Source organism: Shewanella gelidii (assembly GCF_014647855.1).
In the GTDB taxonomy this organism is placed as follows: Bacteria; Pseudomonadota; Gammaproteobacteria; order Enterobacterales; family Shewanellaceae; genus Shewanella; species Shewanella gelidii.
In genome coordinates, this window is the sequence record NZ_BMPZ01000002.1 from 403,582 (window position 1) to 419,868 (window position 16,287).

Below are 16,287 nucleotides of genomic sequence, written 5' to 3' on the forward strand. Positions count from 1 at the left end.
TCGCTGCCAGTTAGCTATAGGATTTTATGATTGTGCTGTGCACACGAGAATGAAGCTGCCGTGGCGCATTCAAGTGAGCTTTGAGTCTGTACCACGCAAAAATACCTGCCAATATATTGGCCGCCATCGCAGCTACAAGTGTATAGGCGACACTGCCAGTGGATGAGCCAAGCCAGATTGCAGGAATATACAATACCAACAAACGCAAAAATACCAACTTGAGTGCACTTCTGGGCTCAAGGAGTGCATTGAGAGCCGAAACCGTGAGAATGCATAAGCCAAGCGGCCCATAACTCAAGGGCATGATCCACAAAGCGATTTCAAGCCATGCCTTCATTTGCGTTTCATTATTAACCATCGGGATTAAAATATCTGCTGTTGCAGCCAGCAGAATTGCAATACCGAGGTGTAAAATCAGTAAAAGCTTGGCGGTGGCCTTCAGTAAATGTGAGATATCATCAAGTTTGTTGGCGCCTAAAAAGCGACTAATCATGGGGGGAATTGACATCGTTAAAGCCAATGTAAAAACCAAGATAAAGCTTTCAATACGACTGAATATACTCCAGAAGGCTAGGACATCGGTTCCCATTTGAGCAATCAATAAAGTTGCAATAAGCGCACTGAATGACGGTAGCATTTGATTCAAAGTTGTGGGGACAATCATGGTGAGCAGCGCAGTTAAATGCTTTGCAGCATTTTTTATTTGCTTAATGGGGAACAGCCAGTGCTGACGAATAGCTTTGATAAGCATATATATAAAGCCACATGAAAAGCCAATACTGGAGGCCATCGCTGCGCCTGTGATCCCTAACTCAAATGTGAACATCAGTACAGGGTCAAGCATCAAGTTTAAAATACTAGCAATCACAAACGTCATGCCGGTGGTTTGAGTGTCGCCATTGGCTCGAAAAATACAACTGACAAGATAAAGCCCAGCAATAGAGATGGCGCTAAACAGCCAAATTGGCCAATAGCAATGAAACAGGTTAAGAAGTATTTGATATTGGTACGGGCTTGTTTCTGAGGGAATAAATGCTCGGAATATTGAGTCTTTGAGAGCCCACAAAATTACGCAGACAACGCTAATGAATAAAGCGCCAAAAACCAACGAAATCGTTGCCGTTGCTCTCGCACTATTGCGCCTGTTTGCTCCAATTGCCTGAGACATGATTGCGGTTGCGCCGACACCAATCCCAACTTGTATGCCGACAAGCGCCACTTGAAACGGTAAGGTTACCCCATGAGCCGTCAGGGCGTCGATGCCCAGTATACCAATGAATATTGAATCAATTAACTGAGTCAACATAATAGCAAAGAGCCCTATTGTTAAAGGCGTTGTTTTGCTAATTACCATTTTTATGGTCGGAGAAATGCTTGGCATAAAACAGTTAGTTTTTATGAATTCGGGTGCTAAGTATATTGAGCAATGGCCTATTGATCATTCGAGCTCCGGGCGAATGAGTTTTCACTTTTTATTAATAATCCGTTTTTTCTTTGCGATATAGCCTGAAATCAACCCTTCAATTACGAAGATATATGTTTTTATCTTGAGCTTTCTACCTGCCAATTCATCAAAATATTTGTTTTATGCTGGCTTTGCTCAAAATGTAACCTTTTGACGCAATAGTCGGTTTTGCACATAAAAGGGGGGGGGGTGATTGTTTAGATAAATCTAATTATTGGCCTATTACAGTTCTTTTTATTAATAAATTTTAAAGACTGTTTTGGTTCGCGGCTCAATTATCATTCGATTGTTGTGTTGATAACCTTATTCCCAAGTTGAGGCGAGCGCCTCGATACAAGCAACCAAAAAAGAGGAATATCAACATGGCGTATGAAGGGTATACAACGTTTACTGCAGCACAAGCCAACGGGATTCTTACCGTGACTTTTGACTTTGGCAGTGTGAATGTACAAGGTCAGGAGATGCTAGCCGATCTCAATGGGCTTGCGATGCGATTAGAGCGCGACCGTGATGTAAAAGTTGTGGTCTTTCAGTCTGCTCACCCTGAAATTTGGGTTTGCCATTACGACACAAACTTGTTGAAAGATATGTCCACTGAGGCGGTATCTCGTCAAGATGTTCAATTATTGGATTTACAGGCTGTGCTTGAGCGCATTAGTAAATTGCCGCAAGCAACCATTGCTAAGCTTGAAGGGTTTGCCCGTGGTGGGGGGCATGAGTTTGCATTGGCCTGCGACATGCGTTTTGCTGCACGTGGTAAATATAAGCTGATGCAAATGGAAGTTGGCATGGGCATCCTCCCTTGTGGCGGTGGTGCATCGCGTATGGCTCGTCAGACTGGACTCGGCCGTGCATTAGAAATTATCTTAAGTGCCCGAGATTTTACCGCGGATGAAGCAGAAGCATACGGCACAATTAATAAGGCGCTAGAGCCTGATGAAATTGGTGAGTATGTCAGTAAGCTTGCGCAGCGAATTGCGCAGTTTCCTGCAGAATCTATTCATGCTTGTAAGCAAGCAGTTTATGAGTCGATTGATAAACCTATCGATGAAGCGCTCAAAGCAGAAGCCTATTGGCTCTATCAGGCGACCAGCAAAACACCAGCCATCAAGCGCTTTACTATAGCTGATGAAAAAGGCCTGCAGCATGACGTTGAAAATCAACGTCACTGGAACGATTTAGTGATGAGCGTACAAGAGATTAATTAAAGGGCTTTTGCGCTGTCTATTCCTGAGCGTCCAGTGATTTAATTGCTTATTGTTCTGCTTGTCATGACTATAAGCTTGAACTGTCACCTTTCAATGAGTCCTTTAACGTATTCTTTGATTAAGGGGCGCGACTGATAGACCGATGCACAGGGTTAAATTTTGTAAACAATTGCATATGGGTAATTCCCAGAATACTCAAGCTGAGATTAGTGATACGGCTTGAGTGTTCATTGACAAAAGAGAGCGACATCATGCAAAAAGTAATTCTAATCACGGGGTCCACCGACGGTATTGGCCTCGAAACTGCAAAAAATCTGGTTTCTCAAGGTCACCATGTTCTGATCCATGGTCGGAGTCAAACTAAGCTTGCTGATGTGGAAATGATGCTGAAGACATTGCCAGGCTCTGGAACCGTTGAAAGTTATATTGCAGATCTTTCACGGCTTGCAGATGTCATTTCTCTCGCAGAGGCGATAACGGCCAAACATAAGAAACTTGATGCATTGATTAATAATGCGGGCGTTTATAACGTGTCTCAGGTGGTTTCCACAGATAATTTAGATGTACGTTTTATGGTGAATACCATTGCTCCATATTTGTTGACGCAGCGGCTTTTGCCCTTGCTTGATGGGGAAAGCCGTATTGTGAACTTGTCATCGGCGGCGCAATCTCCCGTGAACCTGAAAAGTCTTGTCGGGCCGAATGTTGCTGCTGCAGATGGTGCTGTTTATGCGCAAAGTAAGTTGGCGTTGACCATGTGGTCGTTACATATGGCTCGTCAGCTCAATGAGCAGGGCCCCGCGGTTATTGCCGTGAACCCCGCTTCATTTCTTGGCAGTAAAATGGTGAAAGAAGCTTATGGTATGGCGGGTGGTGATTTGAGTATCGGTGCCGACATTCTATGTGCTGCAGCGCTTTCCCAAGAATTTGCGAATGCATCGGGCAAGTATTTCGATAATGATACCGGGCAATTTACCTCACCTCACCCTGATGCGTTACATGTTGTGAATTGCCAGCAGCTTGTCGCTGCGATTGAAACCATATTGGCTAAAAAGCTGAATTGAAATCGGTTGGATTTATGAAGAATTTATTGTTACTCACTCACGCAACATGGAGGCCCTTATGTTAGGAGAAAATCATTCTTTGACTAACGAGTTCCCAGCATTCAAAGCTGTTATTGAGCGGTTGATTGAAAATAATGCTGAGTTTTATCGAGATGCCAAAGTATACCATCAGCTGGACGCGGAAATACGCGAGCTTGAGTGTGACGGTGCCCCCATTGTGGATGGCGCAATGCATCAACTGAAGCATCAACGTTCAGTGCTAAAAGATTCGTTGTATCAACGATTACTACAGGCAAGTCGCTAGTTATCTCTCACTGAATGGTAGTGTGGCACTCCATTTTTAACCCATAGGCCTAAACGTTTTTAGTTGTGTTTCATCATCAGCACAATTCATTAGGTTTGGGCCTATTTTTCTTGTCTCTGCAGATTACGATACCTTGCTCATTCTTCTTAAACTGATCTGAATTTGATGTGTCCTTTAGAAGCTCTTTGGCTGCACCGACTTATCTGCGTTCACTGGTGCTGTGCGCTGTTGATGCAATTTTTTTTCTCCTGTTATTCTGCGCTCTATAGGCTTCTATCTTTACACTAATGGGGCAACTCAACCCTTAAACCTCAACATTATTAATGTTTTTTTAAAACTGATTCAGTCACGACCGCAATTATCAAACCCACCCCCCATGGTTACACTCTCTGCATAGTTTTTATCACCCATATAAAGTGATATCTGGAGCAAATGATGCACTACGTTGGAAAGATTTATCGGCCGTGGATGGAAGCGCAAAGCGTGTTAATCCAAACCACTTTAGGTTGCAGCAACAATCAATGTACTTTCTGTACCATGTTCGATGACAAGCGTTTTCAGGTTAGAGATATTGAAGATATTTTCCTGGACATTGAAGAAGCGAGACGAAGCTACTCACATGTTGAGTCAATTTTTTTAATTGATGGAAATGTCATGGCGATCAGAACAGAAATGCTGATCAAAATCTTGGATAAAATTAAACATACATTTCCAGAGATAAAAAATATTGCGCTGTATGCCGGATTTAATGATTTTCGTCGTAAAAGCGTAGCAGAGCTTAAAGAGATCAAATCCGCGGGGCTCGATATTGCATATTCCGGTCTTGAGTCTGGCGATCCTATCGTGCTCGAGCGGATTCAAAAAAGAATGACGCGTGAGCATGCTATTGAGGGGATGGCGATGGCTAGAGAAGCAGGGATTCGCGTACTCGCTTCATTCATCTTTGGTCTTGGGGGCAAGGAGCGCTCTGAAGCGCATGCAATCCATACGACGAGTCTTTTAAATATCATGCAGCCCGATGCAATCGCGCCGATGGCTTTGGCAATTCAACCGGGGTCAATATTAGAGCAAGAGGTGCAACGGGGGGAGTTTATCTTACCGACACCTCTGCAAATTCTTGAAGAGGAAAAATACCTTTTAGAAAACCTACAAGACTTTGATTGCTATTACTGGGGTGATCACGGCAATAACATTTCTCCAATGCGGGGTGTTTTTCCCCAGCAGCGTGCATCGTTTCTCGATGAAATTAATTCTCAAATTGCGCATAACCCAATTACCAAGCAAAACGTCATTCAGACGTTCGCTTGGTAATTATGCTGGTTTTCAACCGTTATCGATTGTGATTTCAGGAGCCTGAGATGAAAAAAATATTGATTAACTTTGCCCACCCTGCGAAACGACGTTCAAAGATTAATGCTGCACTGCGAGATGCGATTGCAGATTTAGATGGGGTGACTGTGAACGATCTCTATAGCCAATATCCTGATTTTCATATCGATGTTCAGCGTGAACAATGCCTCTGTGAAAACCATGATGTCATTGTCTTTCAGCACCCATTTTATTGGTACTCAACTCCCGCCATTTTGAAAGAGTGGCAAGATTTGGTGTTAGAGCATGGGTGGGCATACGGCTCAGCAGGCAAAGCCCTTGAGGGCAAGCTCGTATTTCAAGCCCTGACCGCAGGCGGAGATGCCAGCACATATCAACCCCAGGGTTTTAATGAATTTACGATTGCTGAACTGACTTCTCCTTATCGAGCAACAGCCAAGCTTTGTAATATGCACTGGTTACCCCCTTTTGCTGTCATGGGCGTTCACCGCGAATTAGCGGATGAGAAAGTTCAGGCAAATGCTGAGGACTATCGTCGTCTCATGATGGCGATTCGCGATGACCGATTCGACGTCAGCCAAGCCGCTCAATCCCCTTTGCTAAATCATCAGCTAGACAACTTGATCAGGAGACCTTAATGATGGAGAACTTTCTTCTTCAGTTGTTCATTTTTCTTGCAGCATCAGCGATTGCTGTGCCAATAGCAAAACGTTTTGGCTTGGGGTCGGTATTAGGTTATCTCATCGCGGGCATTGTGATTGGCCCATTTGGTATCTCGTTAATCCATGATGTAGAAGAAGTCATGCACCTTACGGAGTTTGGTGTTGTGATGATGTTATTTTTAGTTGGATTAGAGCTAAAGCCGTCAATGCTATGGCAAATGCGTGTGCCAATTCTTGGTATGGGTGGCATGCAGGTGTTTGTTTCGAGCCTGATCATTTGTGGTGTGACACTATGTTTTCTTCCTTGGCAGCAGGCTGTGGCGATAGGTCTTATCCTCTCCCTTTCCTCTACGGCAATTGTACTGCAAACCTTGAAAGAAAAGGGATTGATGAATACTGCGCCGGGTCGTTCAGTGTTTTCTGTTTTGTTATTTCAAGATTTAGCGGTTATTCCGATGCTGGCATTGTTGCCTTTGCTTGCAACGGTTGCTCTTCCAAATGATGGCCATCACGATTCAGCTTTAATTGATATTAGCCTGTTGCCCGGTTATCAGCAGTTTATTGCCACTATTTTAGCGGTGGGCTCTATTTTTCTATTGGGGAAGTTCGCGAGCCGTCCTATTTTTCGGGCGATCGCTGCGACTCAGGTGCGTGAAATATTTGTCGCTGCGGCTCTGGCACTGGTGGTTGGGATTTCCTTGTTGATGACGGTCGTGGGACTTTCTCCTGCGCTAGGAACCTTTCTTGCGGGTGTCGTGCTTGCTGATAGTGAATATCGTCACGAGCTAGAAAGTGATATTGAACCGTTTAAAGGATTGCTGTTGGGGGTATTTTTTATCTCTATCGGTGCGAGCTTGAATTTTGCCTTGATTGGTGAGAGCGCGTTGCTCATTGCCGGGATGACGGCAGGGCTAATCATCATCAAATGGTTGGTACTGGTTGTGACTGGTTTTAGCTTCAAAATGGCAAACAGTGAACGGACACTATTTGCCATTGCTTTAGCCCAAGGGGGGGAGTTCGCATTTGTGTTATTTCAATTTTCAAAAGTGAATGGCGTTCTACCTGCGGCAACGATTGAACCTTTTATTTCGTCAGTAGCGATCTCGATGTTCCTAACACCACTGATGTTTATGGCTTATGAAAAATTTGCCAAGCGCAGTAACAATGAATCAGCGCAAACACGTGAAAGCGATGCGATCGACCCCAGCAAACATAAAGTGATTCTGGCTGGCTTTGGTCGGTTAGGGACTGACTTAGGTCGCTTTTTGCTATCTGCCGGTGTGAAACCTGTGATTGTGGATCATGATGCGGCCAACGTTGATGTCCTGAGAAAGCTTGGTTTTAAGGTTTATTACGGTGATATCACAAGGCTAGATTTGTTGGAGGCAGCGGGTGCTGCAGAAGCCGAAGTCTTGGTGATTACGATTGGCGAAATTGCGAAGTCGAGAGATTTGATTGAACTTGCTCAAAAGCACTTCCCCCATTTGAAAGTCGTGGTCAATGCCCATGACAGACAAGCCGCGTTCCAGTTGATGGACTTCCCTGTGAGCACCATTCGCCGAGAAACCTTTGGCAGTGCGTTATCGCTAGGTCAGGATACATTGCAAGTACTCGGGGTTGACCCTTATGAGGCTCACCGTTTGGTGCGGATCTTTAAGAAAAATGATGAAGAAATGATGCCAGAACTCTATCAATTGCAGAATGAAGAAGATCGTTATATTGCGCGATATCAAGAAAAGCACGCGGACTTGGAAACATTGATGAAGCGGGATCTTGAATCGGGAACCTCGGCACTAGATCTCGCCTGGACGGCGAAAAATCCAGAATTGTAAATTTTATATTCATTGGGCCTCCACCTGAGGGGCTCCATTTTATTCATCAGACGGTAACGTTATGAACAATAGGGAAAACATTATGCAGCATCCGATTATTAAAGATTTAAACAAGCGCTATACCGCAAAAAAATATGATGAGACAAAGCGGATTTCGGCTGAAGAACTACGCGTGATATTAGAAGCGTTGCGTCTTTCTGCATCGTCTATTAACTCACAACCATGGAAGTTTATCGTGGTCGAAAGTACCGAAGCCAAACAGCGTTTGCATGATTCTTTTGCAAATAAGCATCAGTTTAATCAACCCCATGCTAAAGAAGCATCGCATACGATTTTACTCGCGTATGATCCGAATTTTACCAAACATAAGTTTAGCAAGCGGGTTGATGCTGAAGTGAGCTCCGGTCATCTTCCTGCTGAGATGTACGATACATTTATGGGGGCATATGCTTTTGCTGAAGCTAATACCGATGACAGCGGATTTAACGGGAATTGGACAAAAGCTCAAGTGTATTTAGCGCTAGGTAATATGTTGCATGTCCTTGCGCGGCTTGGCATTGCTTCAACACCGATGGAAGGCGTTGACGCAGAGCGTATTGGGGAGCTATTTAAAGAGGAGCTAGACGGCCATATATGTGAGGTCGCATTAGCGATGGGATACCACAAAGAGGGGGAAGACTATAACTATGGTCTTCCTAAAGCGCGTATGGCCATTGAGGAAGTGATTGCTATCGTGTAGCTCGGTCATTTTTAAAGTGCTAGCTTGAAAGCTCCCATTGCGACACGAGCCCTGCAAGTCAGGGGGAAGCCGGCAGATGCAAGCCAAGCTTCTTTCCAAATTTTTATATGAAAAAGCGAATCTAAGTTGATTCGCTTTTTATTTATAGATGGGATCACACGCTAGTATTAAGCCTCGACTCATGTGGTGAGGAGCGCGTGTTAAGCATTAAAGCTCACCTCATAGCTGGTGAACTTTCGAATGTTGATAACACCAGTATCAAAAATTAAATATTGACCTTTGATCCCTTGCAAAACTCCGGTTACCACTGGGTCTTTGTCAAAATTGTGAGACTTGATTTTTGTCGGGAATTCGTCAATTGGATATTGAATCGTAACGGTTTCCGGCGCAAGTCTTTCAATGCGATAGTCTCCTTTCGCCATTGACAGTTCTTGTAACTTTGCCTCAATTTGTGGCAGCAAATCTTCGGCTTTTTTGGCTAAGTCAATATCATCCGCATTCCCTTTTAACATTTTCTGCCAGTTGGTTTTATCTGCGATAAGTTTGGCTAATTCAACCTCAATTAATCCCGATAACTGGCGACTTGAAACTTTGAAAATGGGCAAACCTTGTGTTGCACCTTGATCGATCCATCGAGTAGGTAGCTGTGTATGTCGTGTAATGCCAACTTTTATCCCTGAGGTGTTCGACAGGTAAACGTAATGAGGCACGAAACAGTTGTCTAGGCCCCATTGTGGTTCGCGGCAAGTCCCTTGTTCATAATGACATGTTTCTGGTTTCATAATACACATGTCACATGAGGCGAGCTTTTTCATGCAAACAAAGCAATGCCCTTGAGAGTAACTTTTCTTCGTTTTTTTACCGCAACTACTACAAAAAATATTACCGCTGTGGGTTAATGTCACCGTTTGACCGATGAGTGCATTTAAATCAATAAGATCATCGCCGACTGGCAGCTGATATTGTACTTGTTGCCCATCCAAGTGGGCGCGCATTTTCCTGAGAGTGCCTTGCATATCAATCGCCATAGTTGTGTTAGTGACGAGGATTCTAACAGTTTGTAATTGTGCAGATGAAACGTTTTTATCGATTGCTGTTCAATTGGTGGTGCCGATGAATCGGTTTGATGGGTTTGGTGTGACTTGTTGGCACAAATGGCATTGGCTTTAGACAATTCATCGTGAATTCGTTTAGGATGCGCTGCACACTGTTTTGTCCCGGTGTCATTGCTAGAGGCAAACAGAAACCAACGAATTGATATAGGAATATCCATTGCACGCCAATTTATTACTTTTATTTGCATCAGCAATCTGGGGTTTTGGTTTCGTTGCCCAGCGGTTAGGCATGGAGCACCTAGAACCGTTTGCGTTTAATGGCATACGTTTTTTAATTGGTGCGCTGAGCCTGTTGCCATTGATTTGGTGGCAGCATCAACGAAAACTGTTGCGTTGGCAGCCTATGGCGACAGCAAAAGGTGGCTTGCTGGTCGGGAGTTTACTGTTTATAGCCGCTTCTTTTCAGCAAGTAGGTTTGCTATATACCACCGCAGCGAATGCTGGATTTATTACCGGCTTGTATATCGTGTTAGTACCAATCCTCGGGCTGGCTCTCAAGCACTCTACCGGCACCAACACGTGGGTCGGGTGTGTCATCGCCGCGATTGGGTTATTCCTACTGAGCGTTCAAGATGATTTTACCGTAGGCCTTGGAGATTCATTGCAGTTGGTGGGCGCGCTGTTTTGGGCAATGCATATTTTAGCTGTTGACCATTTTGCGAAGCGCTCTGCGCCTATTCTATTGGCCTTATTGCAATTCATTGTTTGTGGTGGAATGAGTTTACTTGTTTCGTGGGCAATTGAAGCTACAACATTGATTCAGGTTCAACTGGCGTGGAAATCTTTGGCTTATGCAGGACTAATTTCAGTCGGGGTTGCCTATACATTGCAAGTGGTTGCGCAAAAGCGAGCGCATCCTGCCCATGCCGCCATTATTTTAAGTTTAGAAGCTGTCTTTGCAGCAATTGGCGGTATTCTTTTGCTTGGTGAAAGCTTGTCGCTCAAGGCTTTGTTGGGGTGCGCCTTGATGTTGCTGGGAATGTTAGTTTCACAACTTTCATGGCGATATGTCGTTACAGCTCGAATACTGCAAAAGCTATTCCCTCAGCGATAATCAACAAGGCTCAATCATCGCAAACTGGGTATACATCATGCTTTGAACGTTAGAGCGCTGCTTCTTGTTGCGCTATTAGTGTACAAATATGTTCCGCTAAAGCTTGGCTATATTCACTATCGCAAGTATCAGCTGCTTGTAGGATTAAATGATATTCAGGGCGTGCTCCCGAGGGGACATTGGCATCTCGCCACAGACTATTGATCTCTAAGCTTGTTAATTCTGGGTTGGCTGCAATCAGAGGGTGCACGAGTAAATCGGCCATTAACCCGACATCATTGCTGCTGGCAATATGCCCAAGTAGCAAATTTAAATCATGGGTCTTCATCGAGACCGAATAGTCTTTCTTTAAATGCTCGGCGATGGTCACCAGTTTATGGGTCGCATTGCTATTAAATGGGTAGTTTAGTAACGCGAGCGGAAAATCAAAAACATTATCTAATGTTAAGGGTTGCTTGAGTGCCACATGGTTTTTACGCGCTACAAACAGAAAACGTTTGATTTGGAAAAGTGGATATTGCTGAATATTTGGCTCGGCTGCTGGATTCACTGTGACACAATAATCGAGCAGAGAGGTGCCAATCTGTCGCTGGGAGTCTTTGGTCCATGGCAGAAAGTTAATGGTATAGCTTTTCTGACAGGTTTCATTGGTGTGCTTAATCGCTTTAGCAAGCAAAGGGCAAAAATGGGGTTGTGCCGCAATATTGAGTTCCTTCATTTGCATGTTGGATTGCATGTGAGGTTGAAGTTGATGATATTGCTCTACAATGGTCTTTGCTATGGGGTATATTTTGGCCGCCATCGCATTGGGCTCTAGCCCGTGCTGGTGACGTACAAATAGCTCATCGCCGAAAAGATCGCGAAGATGGTGCAGTGCTCGACTGATTTTGGGTTGGGTCGTTTCCAGTTGACATGCCGCGACGGTCGCGCTTTGTTTTTCGAACAACTCAACGAGTACACTCAAGGTGAAATAGTCGAGCTTAGACAAACTTTTTTGCATCAAAACCCCCATGAAATTAGTAATTATCCTACCCAGTTAGTGAACTTTTGCTGTGAGTTGGCTCGCATAATAATTGAGGTGCGACCAAGGTATTAGAACAGTGGCTTGATGTTTTTAATGGCTAGGTATTGAGCTTTTAAATGAGACAACCTGCGCTAAAAAGTAGCGGATGAAGGCTAGTGTGTTTGGAAGAAGTTGATTGATAACAAATAACGCCGCGATAGTCTGATAAATGCTAAAGAAAGCTGGAAACCATGGAAGCAAAGAATGGTAGCGTCATGCGAGAAACCAACGCTACCATCCTTTACTGGGGTTAACCGAGTGGGATAATGTTTTCTACTTTAAGTGTGATGTTACAAGCGCCAACTTTGCTCCAGTCGACATCTTCAGGTGTAAATGCCTCACCAATACCCAAACCTTCAACAGGGGTGTACCAATCAAAGCCGTAAAGCCCGGTTTTAGCATAATCTGTAGTGGTTAAGATCCGTGCTCCGCGATTGCGGCTGCTGGTATCAAGACCGGTTTTTTGGAATTGCGTCGGATCATATTCATAGTAAGACAGTCTCGCCTCACCATTCATGATGATGTTATAGCACGTGTTATTTTTACCGATGAACATATTGGCATAGTAGTCGCCATCAACTTCTTTTAGACCAAAGCCAAATGTGGCAATGTTTGGTGTGGTTGAACCCATACTGCTACCGGTGCCACTTACTTTGTTGACTGTAGAGACGAGTTTAGCGCCAATGGCGTTTTCTTTGATGTCGACCACATAGCTTTTACCATCGGTAGGGAACATGTTGAGCATATGTTCTCGACCTTCAACCACACAGGCTGCTGCAATCGTTGATACCCCCGTTTCTTCTTCACCAGCTTCTCGCCAACGATAATTCTTAACTTGGGTATTCAGCTGCTTTTTAAGCCATTCAGCATTAAGGTATGAGCCAGATTTATAATATGCGCCACCTGAAGCGCCGGTGAAGCCATCAATGGCGCCTGAACCAAACTCGGGCTGGGTAAAGGTGGGGTCTGTGGCATCGCCAGTGGGAGCGTCGGGATCTACGACACTATGGGCATCATGACAGTTTGCGCAATCACCTTGATCACCATGGGGAATGGTGACGCCTGTGTCATCCCCATCATAGGAATGGCAGTCTGAGCAGTTGGTGCTCCGGTCTGCGGCTTTAGCTGGCTGTGCTTTCACAAGCTCTGGCGCATTGGGATCTTTATAACTAAAAGTGATCCCAGCTGCGGCACATTGGGTCACAAAATCATAAGCTTCAAATTTGGGTACGCTGAGTTTTTCAACTTGGGCGACGAGTGCAGTATTTTGGACTCGCAAATTATGGTTTGTTGCTTGCAGCTCGCTCACTTCATCAGATAGCTGAGTAATTTTTGCAAGATCTTCCGGTGGTGTTTTGTACTCGACTTCATCGTCATTACAACCTGAGACAAATACACTGCTGGCTATCATCATGGCCAATGTAACTTTTTTATATTTCATGACTTTCATCTCCCACAAGTCAAAATTTCTATTGCTTGTTTTTTTACTATTGTTGGCTTTGTACATTTAGCGCTCAAACCGCTTAAATTTTGGGGTTTCGAAGACGCTAATTTTTCCCTGCTGAAAACTGATAATCATTGCTGCAAGTTGATGCTGCTGTGCAAAAGAAATGGCTTTATCTGTCCCCATTGCGATTAGCGATGTTGCCAGACCATCTGCGATTGCACAGTCGTCAGCGATGACCGTGGCCGAAACGACATCTCTTAATACGCTGCGGCCAGTTATTGGATTGATAATGTGACTATAGTGGGCACCATCTTGGTCAAAGAAATTACGATAATCACCGGAAGTTGCGACGGATTCACCGCTAAGGTGCAACCGATAGGAAGTTAACACCTTAGCGGTAGGTTGCTCTTTGACCACCGGCGACTCGATTTTAATGCGCCAGTTTTGTTGATCTAATGCGTATCCTGCAGTGGTAATTTCACCACCAATTTCAATCAGGAAGTTGTGAATTCCTAGAGATGTGAGTTGTTTTGATACTTCATCGACGGCATAGCCTTTTGCGATGGCTGATAGGTCAATTTCAGTTGCTGGATGGTCCTTATAAAGCTGATCACCTTCAATGATAAGGTGTTGCATTCCGGTATAAGCTTGAACGTTTCGTATTTCTTCTATTGTTGGAATGCTGCGTTGTCGGTTTGATGGACCAAATCCCCAGAGTTTAACGAGTGGGCCTAGGGTGACGTCAAAAGCGCCTTGACTCAGCTGGTGAACATTTTTTGATTGTAGAAGTATTTTTTGCAGATCAGGGTTTAACTTGGTAGCTTGCAAAGCTCCAGACTGATTGAAGCGTGAAATATCTGAATCTAAGTTCCAATTGGAAAAGGATAGATTCAATGCGTGAAGCCGCTGTTCTATGTGGCTGCGTACTTCGCCCACTTGCTCCGCAGAAGTTTTTTCAGAATGCCATGCGACGTAATATGCATTTCCCATTGTACGACCAAATACTTGAGCCAGTCGTGGCGCATCGTTGGCTATTGCCGATGATGGCTCGAGGACGATGAAGGCGAAAAGTAATTGGATTATGCGTAACATTTATGGCGAAAACCTACGATATGTTTTCTATAAATTTACGCTCCCATAATCATGGATACAATTGCTTAAAAGCTCATAAAATCAATACGAACAGGCTTTGTTTCCAAATTGAGAATCTATGGCGACATATGCAAAATGTGGATATCAGTTATCTTAAAAGTGAATGTAATCACTTAGTAAAAGTCGTTGCGAAAAGGCAAATGAAGTTATTGAGCTATACCAAGAATGTTTTGTTCTGATTGCTGAGTGTGGGCTTGCAATTGGCCATTGCGAGTGAGCTCTACAATTGCTTGTTCTAATTGATTCACCATTTGCGGGTAGCGATGATTGACATAGATATAGAGATTTAAGGTTGCAAGTGATTGCTCTTGATGACTGATGCTATGTAAATTTTGCTGATTCAAGGTCATTAAACCGTCAATTTTGCTGGTAAGGGCGATATCGATGCGACCCGAGTTGAGTAATGAAAAGAGTTGCTCGGTTGTATTCGATTGAATAACGTTGTTTAAGCCTCTCGTTATCACTTGTGTATGCTTCACCCCGCGGACCACGCCAACTCGATATTGCGCGAGCTCACTGGCTTGAGTGATTTGTAGTGGTTTATTTTTATTGAAAAATACTGCGGTTCTTAGTTTGTAGTAGGGCGTTGGGACACGTATAACCTTGGGGTTGTTTTTTCCATATTCAAAAATCCGCAGAATTTCTCCATCTTTAATATCGTTAAAAACTGAATGTTCTGCTCGTTTTGCGGGAAGTGGACTGACCGTGATGTTGAGTTGTGCTTGCTCGCTAATGCGCTGAAATATATCCAAAGCAATTTCTTGTTCAATCAAGCCTTGAATCGCCACAAATTGGTAAACGTGTGTTGGTTTACTTTTTGCGTAGCTATGAGTTGCGGTGCCGAATAAGCCTAATATGCCGCTCATTAAAGTTGCTGCTATGATTACGCGCCATCTGTAAGCCAATTGGGTGAATGCTCCGGTGGGTTTCAAGGGCCTATTCAAGACATCCCCGAGGTATGAACGTTAAAGCCGCTTATATTGATAGGTCAGTTCAGACATCATTTATATGCGAAAAAAGTAATTTAGCGCAAAGCTCCTACTGATTATAATATAGGCTACGGCTAGCTTTAGTGTGACGGGTCTTAATTATTTGAATGTTTGTCACAAGAAGTTTTGATTGCGGGTTTGAATTTGAGAATAGGGTTGGACTATCGCTATTTATGAAGGATGTTGCGTGCAGCGCATCTGCGCTGCTGAATCATGACTGCAACGTTTTTCGGTTGGCTATGAAAGGCGATCAAGTACCAAGTCATCGCCAATGGTATATAAGGATTCTGCGAGCGTATCTTCAACTGATAAATCCTGTAAGCTCAAGCCAATAGTTGCTCGGAATAGTGAGATACCGGTATGACTTGCACTTTCATATTGACTACTAAATTGTTCTATATTGATCCCCAAACCATTGATGATGTTAGATACATCATGGACAAGCCCTGGGCGATCATAAGCGACTAAACTATAACTCACTCGCTGCAACGGTTTTATTTTCTTTTGAGTTTTCGCATAAGTTAATGCAAGGCCTTCGATGCACTCCAATGCTTCAACTAAGTCATCCCAATGCTTACTTTCTACTTCTAACAGTAATATTGCGGCAAATATGCCGTCCATATGACGCATTTCTGAGTCGAGCCAGTTCCCACCATGACGACTTACTGCATGGGCGATTTGTTCAACTAAACCTTTTCTATCAGGAACTTGCAGCGTTAATAAATAGCGTAGCATAGAATGTTTTTCTCCATTTGATGAGATTGCCAGCAGTGTAACACTACTGTCATCTTTGCGTCATATAATCAGCGCCACTTAGCATAGCGCCTGATTTTATTACTCGATTGTGTCCCTCACACCCTGTGA

The 16,287-nt window shown here is 43.9% G+C and carries 15 protein-coding genes; 8 read left to right on the forward strand and 7 right to left on the reverse strand.

Annotation, left to right across the window (positions count from 1 at the left end; all coding sequences use genetic code 11):
* Positions 1-10 precede the first annotated feature (10 nt).
* Positions 11-1,381, reverse strand: coding sequence for an MATE family efflux transporter (locus tag IEY18_RS05300; RefSeq protein WP_188918562.1), 1,371 nt, complete (start codon positions 1,379-1,381; stop codon positions 11-13).
* Positions 1,382-1,827: 446 nt separating this feature from the next.
* On the opposite strand from IEY18_RS05300, the gene IEY18_RS05305 reads away from it, so the two are divergent.
* The 7 genes from IEY18_RS05305 (at position 1,828) to IEY18_RS05335 (ending at position 8,603) form a co-directional block, all read left to right on the forward strand.
* Positions 1,828-2,673 carry an enoyl-CoA hydratase/isomerase family protein gene (locus tag IEY18_RS05305; protein ID WP_188918564.1) on the forward strand — a complete coding sequence of 282 codons (846 nt, stop codon included), beginning with the start codon at positions 1,828-1,830 and terminating at the stop codon, positions 2,671-2,673.
* 251 nt (positions 2,674-2,924) lie between these two features.
* A complete protein-coding gene (locus IEY18_RS05310; RefSeq protein ID WP_188918566.1) occupies positions 2,925-3,737 on the forward strand; it encodes an SDR family NAD(P)-dependent oxidoreductase in 813 nt (270 codons plus the stop codon).
* 58 nt (positions 3,738-3,795) lie between these two features.
* Entirely contained in the window at positions 3,796-4,041 is a 246-nt protein-coding gene (locus IEY18_RS05315; protein WP_188918568.1) for an HP1242/YdcH family protein, read from the forward strand.
* A gap of 432 nt (positions 4,042-4,473) precedes the next feature.
* Entirely contained in the window at positions 4,474-5,352 is an 879-nt protein-coding gene (locus IEY18_RS05320; RefSeq protein ID WP_229779742.1) for a radical SAM protein, read from the forward strand.
* A 47-nt stretch (positions 5,353-5,399) separates the two neighbouring features.
* Complete coding sequence (locus IEY18_RS05325; RefSeq protein WP_188918570.1) at positions 5,400-6,008, forward strand: NAD(P)H-dependent oxidoreductase; 609 nt, start codon at positions 5,400-5,402, stop codon at positions 6,006-6,008.
* Entirely contained in the window at positions 6,008-7,864 is a 1,857-nt protein-coding gene (locus IEY18_RS05330; protein WP_229779743.1) for a monovalent cation:proton antiporter-2 (CPA2) family protein, read from the forward strand. The genes IEY18_RS05325 and IEY18_RS05330 overlap by 1 nt, the downstream gene beginning before the upstream one ends.
* 82 nt (positions 7,865-7,946) lie before the next feature.
* On the forward strand, positions 7,947-8,603 hold the full coding sequence (locus tag IEY18_RS05335) for an NAD(P)H-dependent oxidoreductase (protein WP_188918572.1): 657 nt from the start codon (positions 7,947-7,949) through the stop codon (positions 8,601-8,603).
* 200 nt (positions 8,604-8,803) lie between these two features.
* Here IEY18_RS05335 and IEY18_RS05340 read toward each other — a convergent pair whose 3' ends face one another.
* Positions 8,804-9,619: a DUF2797 domain-containing protein gene (locus tag IEY18_RS05340; RefSeq protein ID WP_188918574.1), complete on the reverse strand. Its 816-nt coding sequence runs from the start codon at positions 9,617-9,619 to the stop codon at positions 8,804-8,806.
* A gap of 256 nt (positions 9,620-9,875) precedes the next feature.
* Between IEY18_RS05340 and IEY18_RS05345 the strand changes: the two genes are divergently transcribed.
* The gene (locus IEY18_RS05345) at positions 9,876-10,772 is read left to right on the forward strand and encodes a DMT family transporter (RefSeq protein ID WP_188918576.1); all 897 of its coding nucleotides are present in this window, start codon (positions 9,876-9,878) and stop codon (positions 10,770-10,772) included.
* A 49-nt stretch (positions 10,773-10,821) separates the two neighbouring features.
* On the opposite strand, the gene IEY18_RS05350 is transcribed toward IEY18_RS05345, so the two are convergent.
* The 5 genes from IEY18_RS05350 to IEY18_RS05370 form a co-directional block, all read right to left on the reverse strand.
* Complete coding sequence (locus tag IEY18_RS05350) at positions 10,822-11,772, reverse strand: LysR family transcriptional regulator (protein WP_188918578.1); 951 nt, start codon at positions 11,770-11,772, stop codon at positions 10,822-10,824.
* A gap of 313 nt (positions 11,773-12,085) precedes the next feature.
* Positions 12,086-13,276 (reverse strand): hypothetical protein, encoded by a 1,191-nt coding sequence (locus tag IEY18_RS05355; RefSeq protein WP_188918580.1) that lies wholly within the window; start codon positions 13,274-13,276, stop codon positions 12,086-12,088.
* 66 nt (positions 13,277-13,342) lie between these two features.
* Complete coding sequence (locus IEY18_RS05360; RefSeq protein WP_188918582.1) at positions 13,343-14,374, reverse strand: FAD:protein FMN transferase; 1,032 nt, start codon at positions 14,372-14,374, stop codon at positions 13,343-13,345.
* A gap of 206 nt (positions 14,375-14,580) precedes the next feature.
* Positions 14,581-15,300, reverse strand: coding sequence for a substrate-binding periplasmic protein (locus tag IEY18_RS05365; protein WP_188918584.1), 720 nt, complete (start codon positions 15,298-15,300; stop codon positions 14,581-14,583).
* Between the two features lie 360 nt (positions 15,301-15,660).
* Entirely contained in the window at positions 15,661-16,158 is a 498-nt protein-coding gene (locus IEY18_RS05370; protein WP_188918586.1) for a glycine cleavage system transcriptional repressor, read from the reverse strand.
* Positions 16,159-16,287 lie beyond the last annotated feature (129 nt).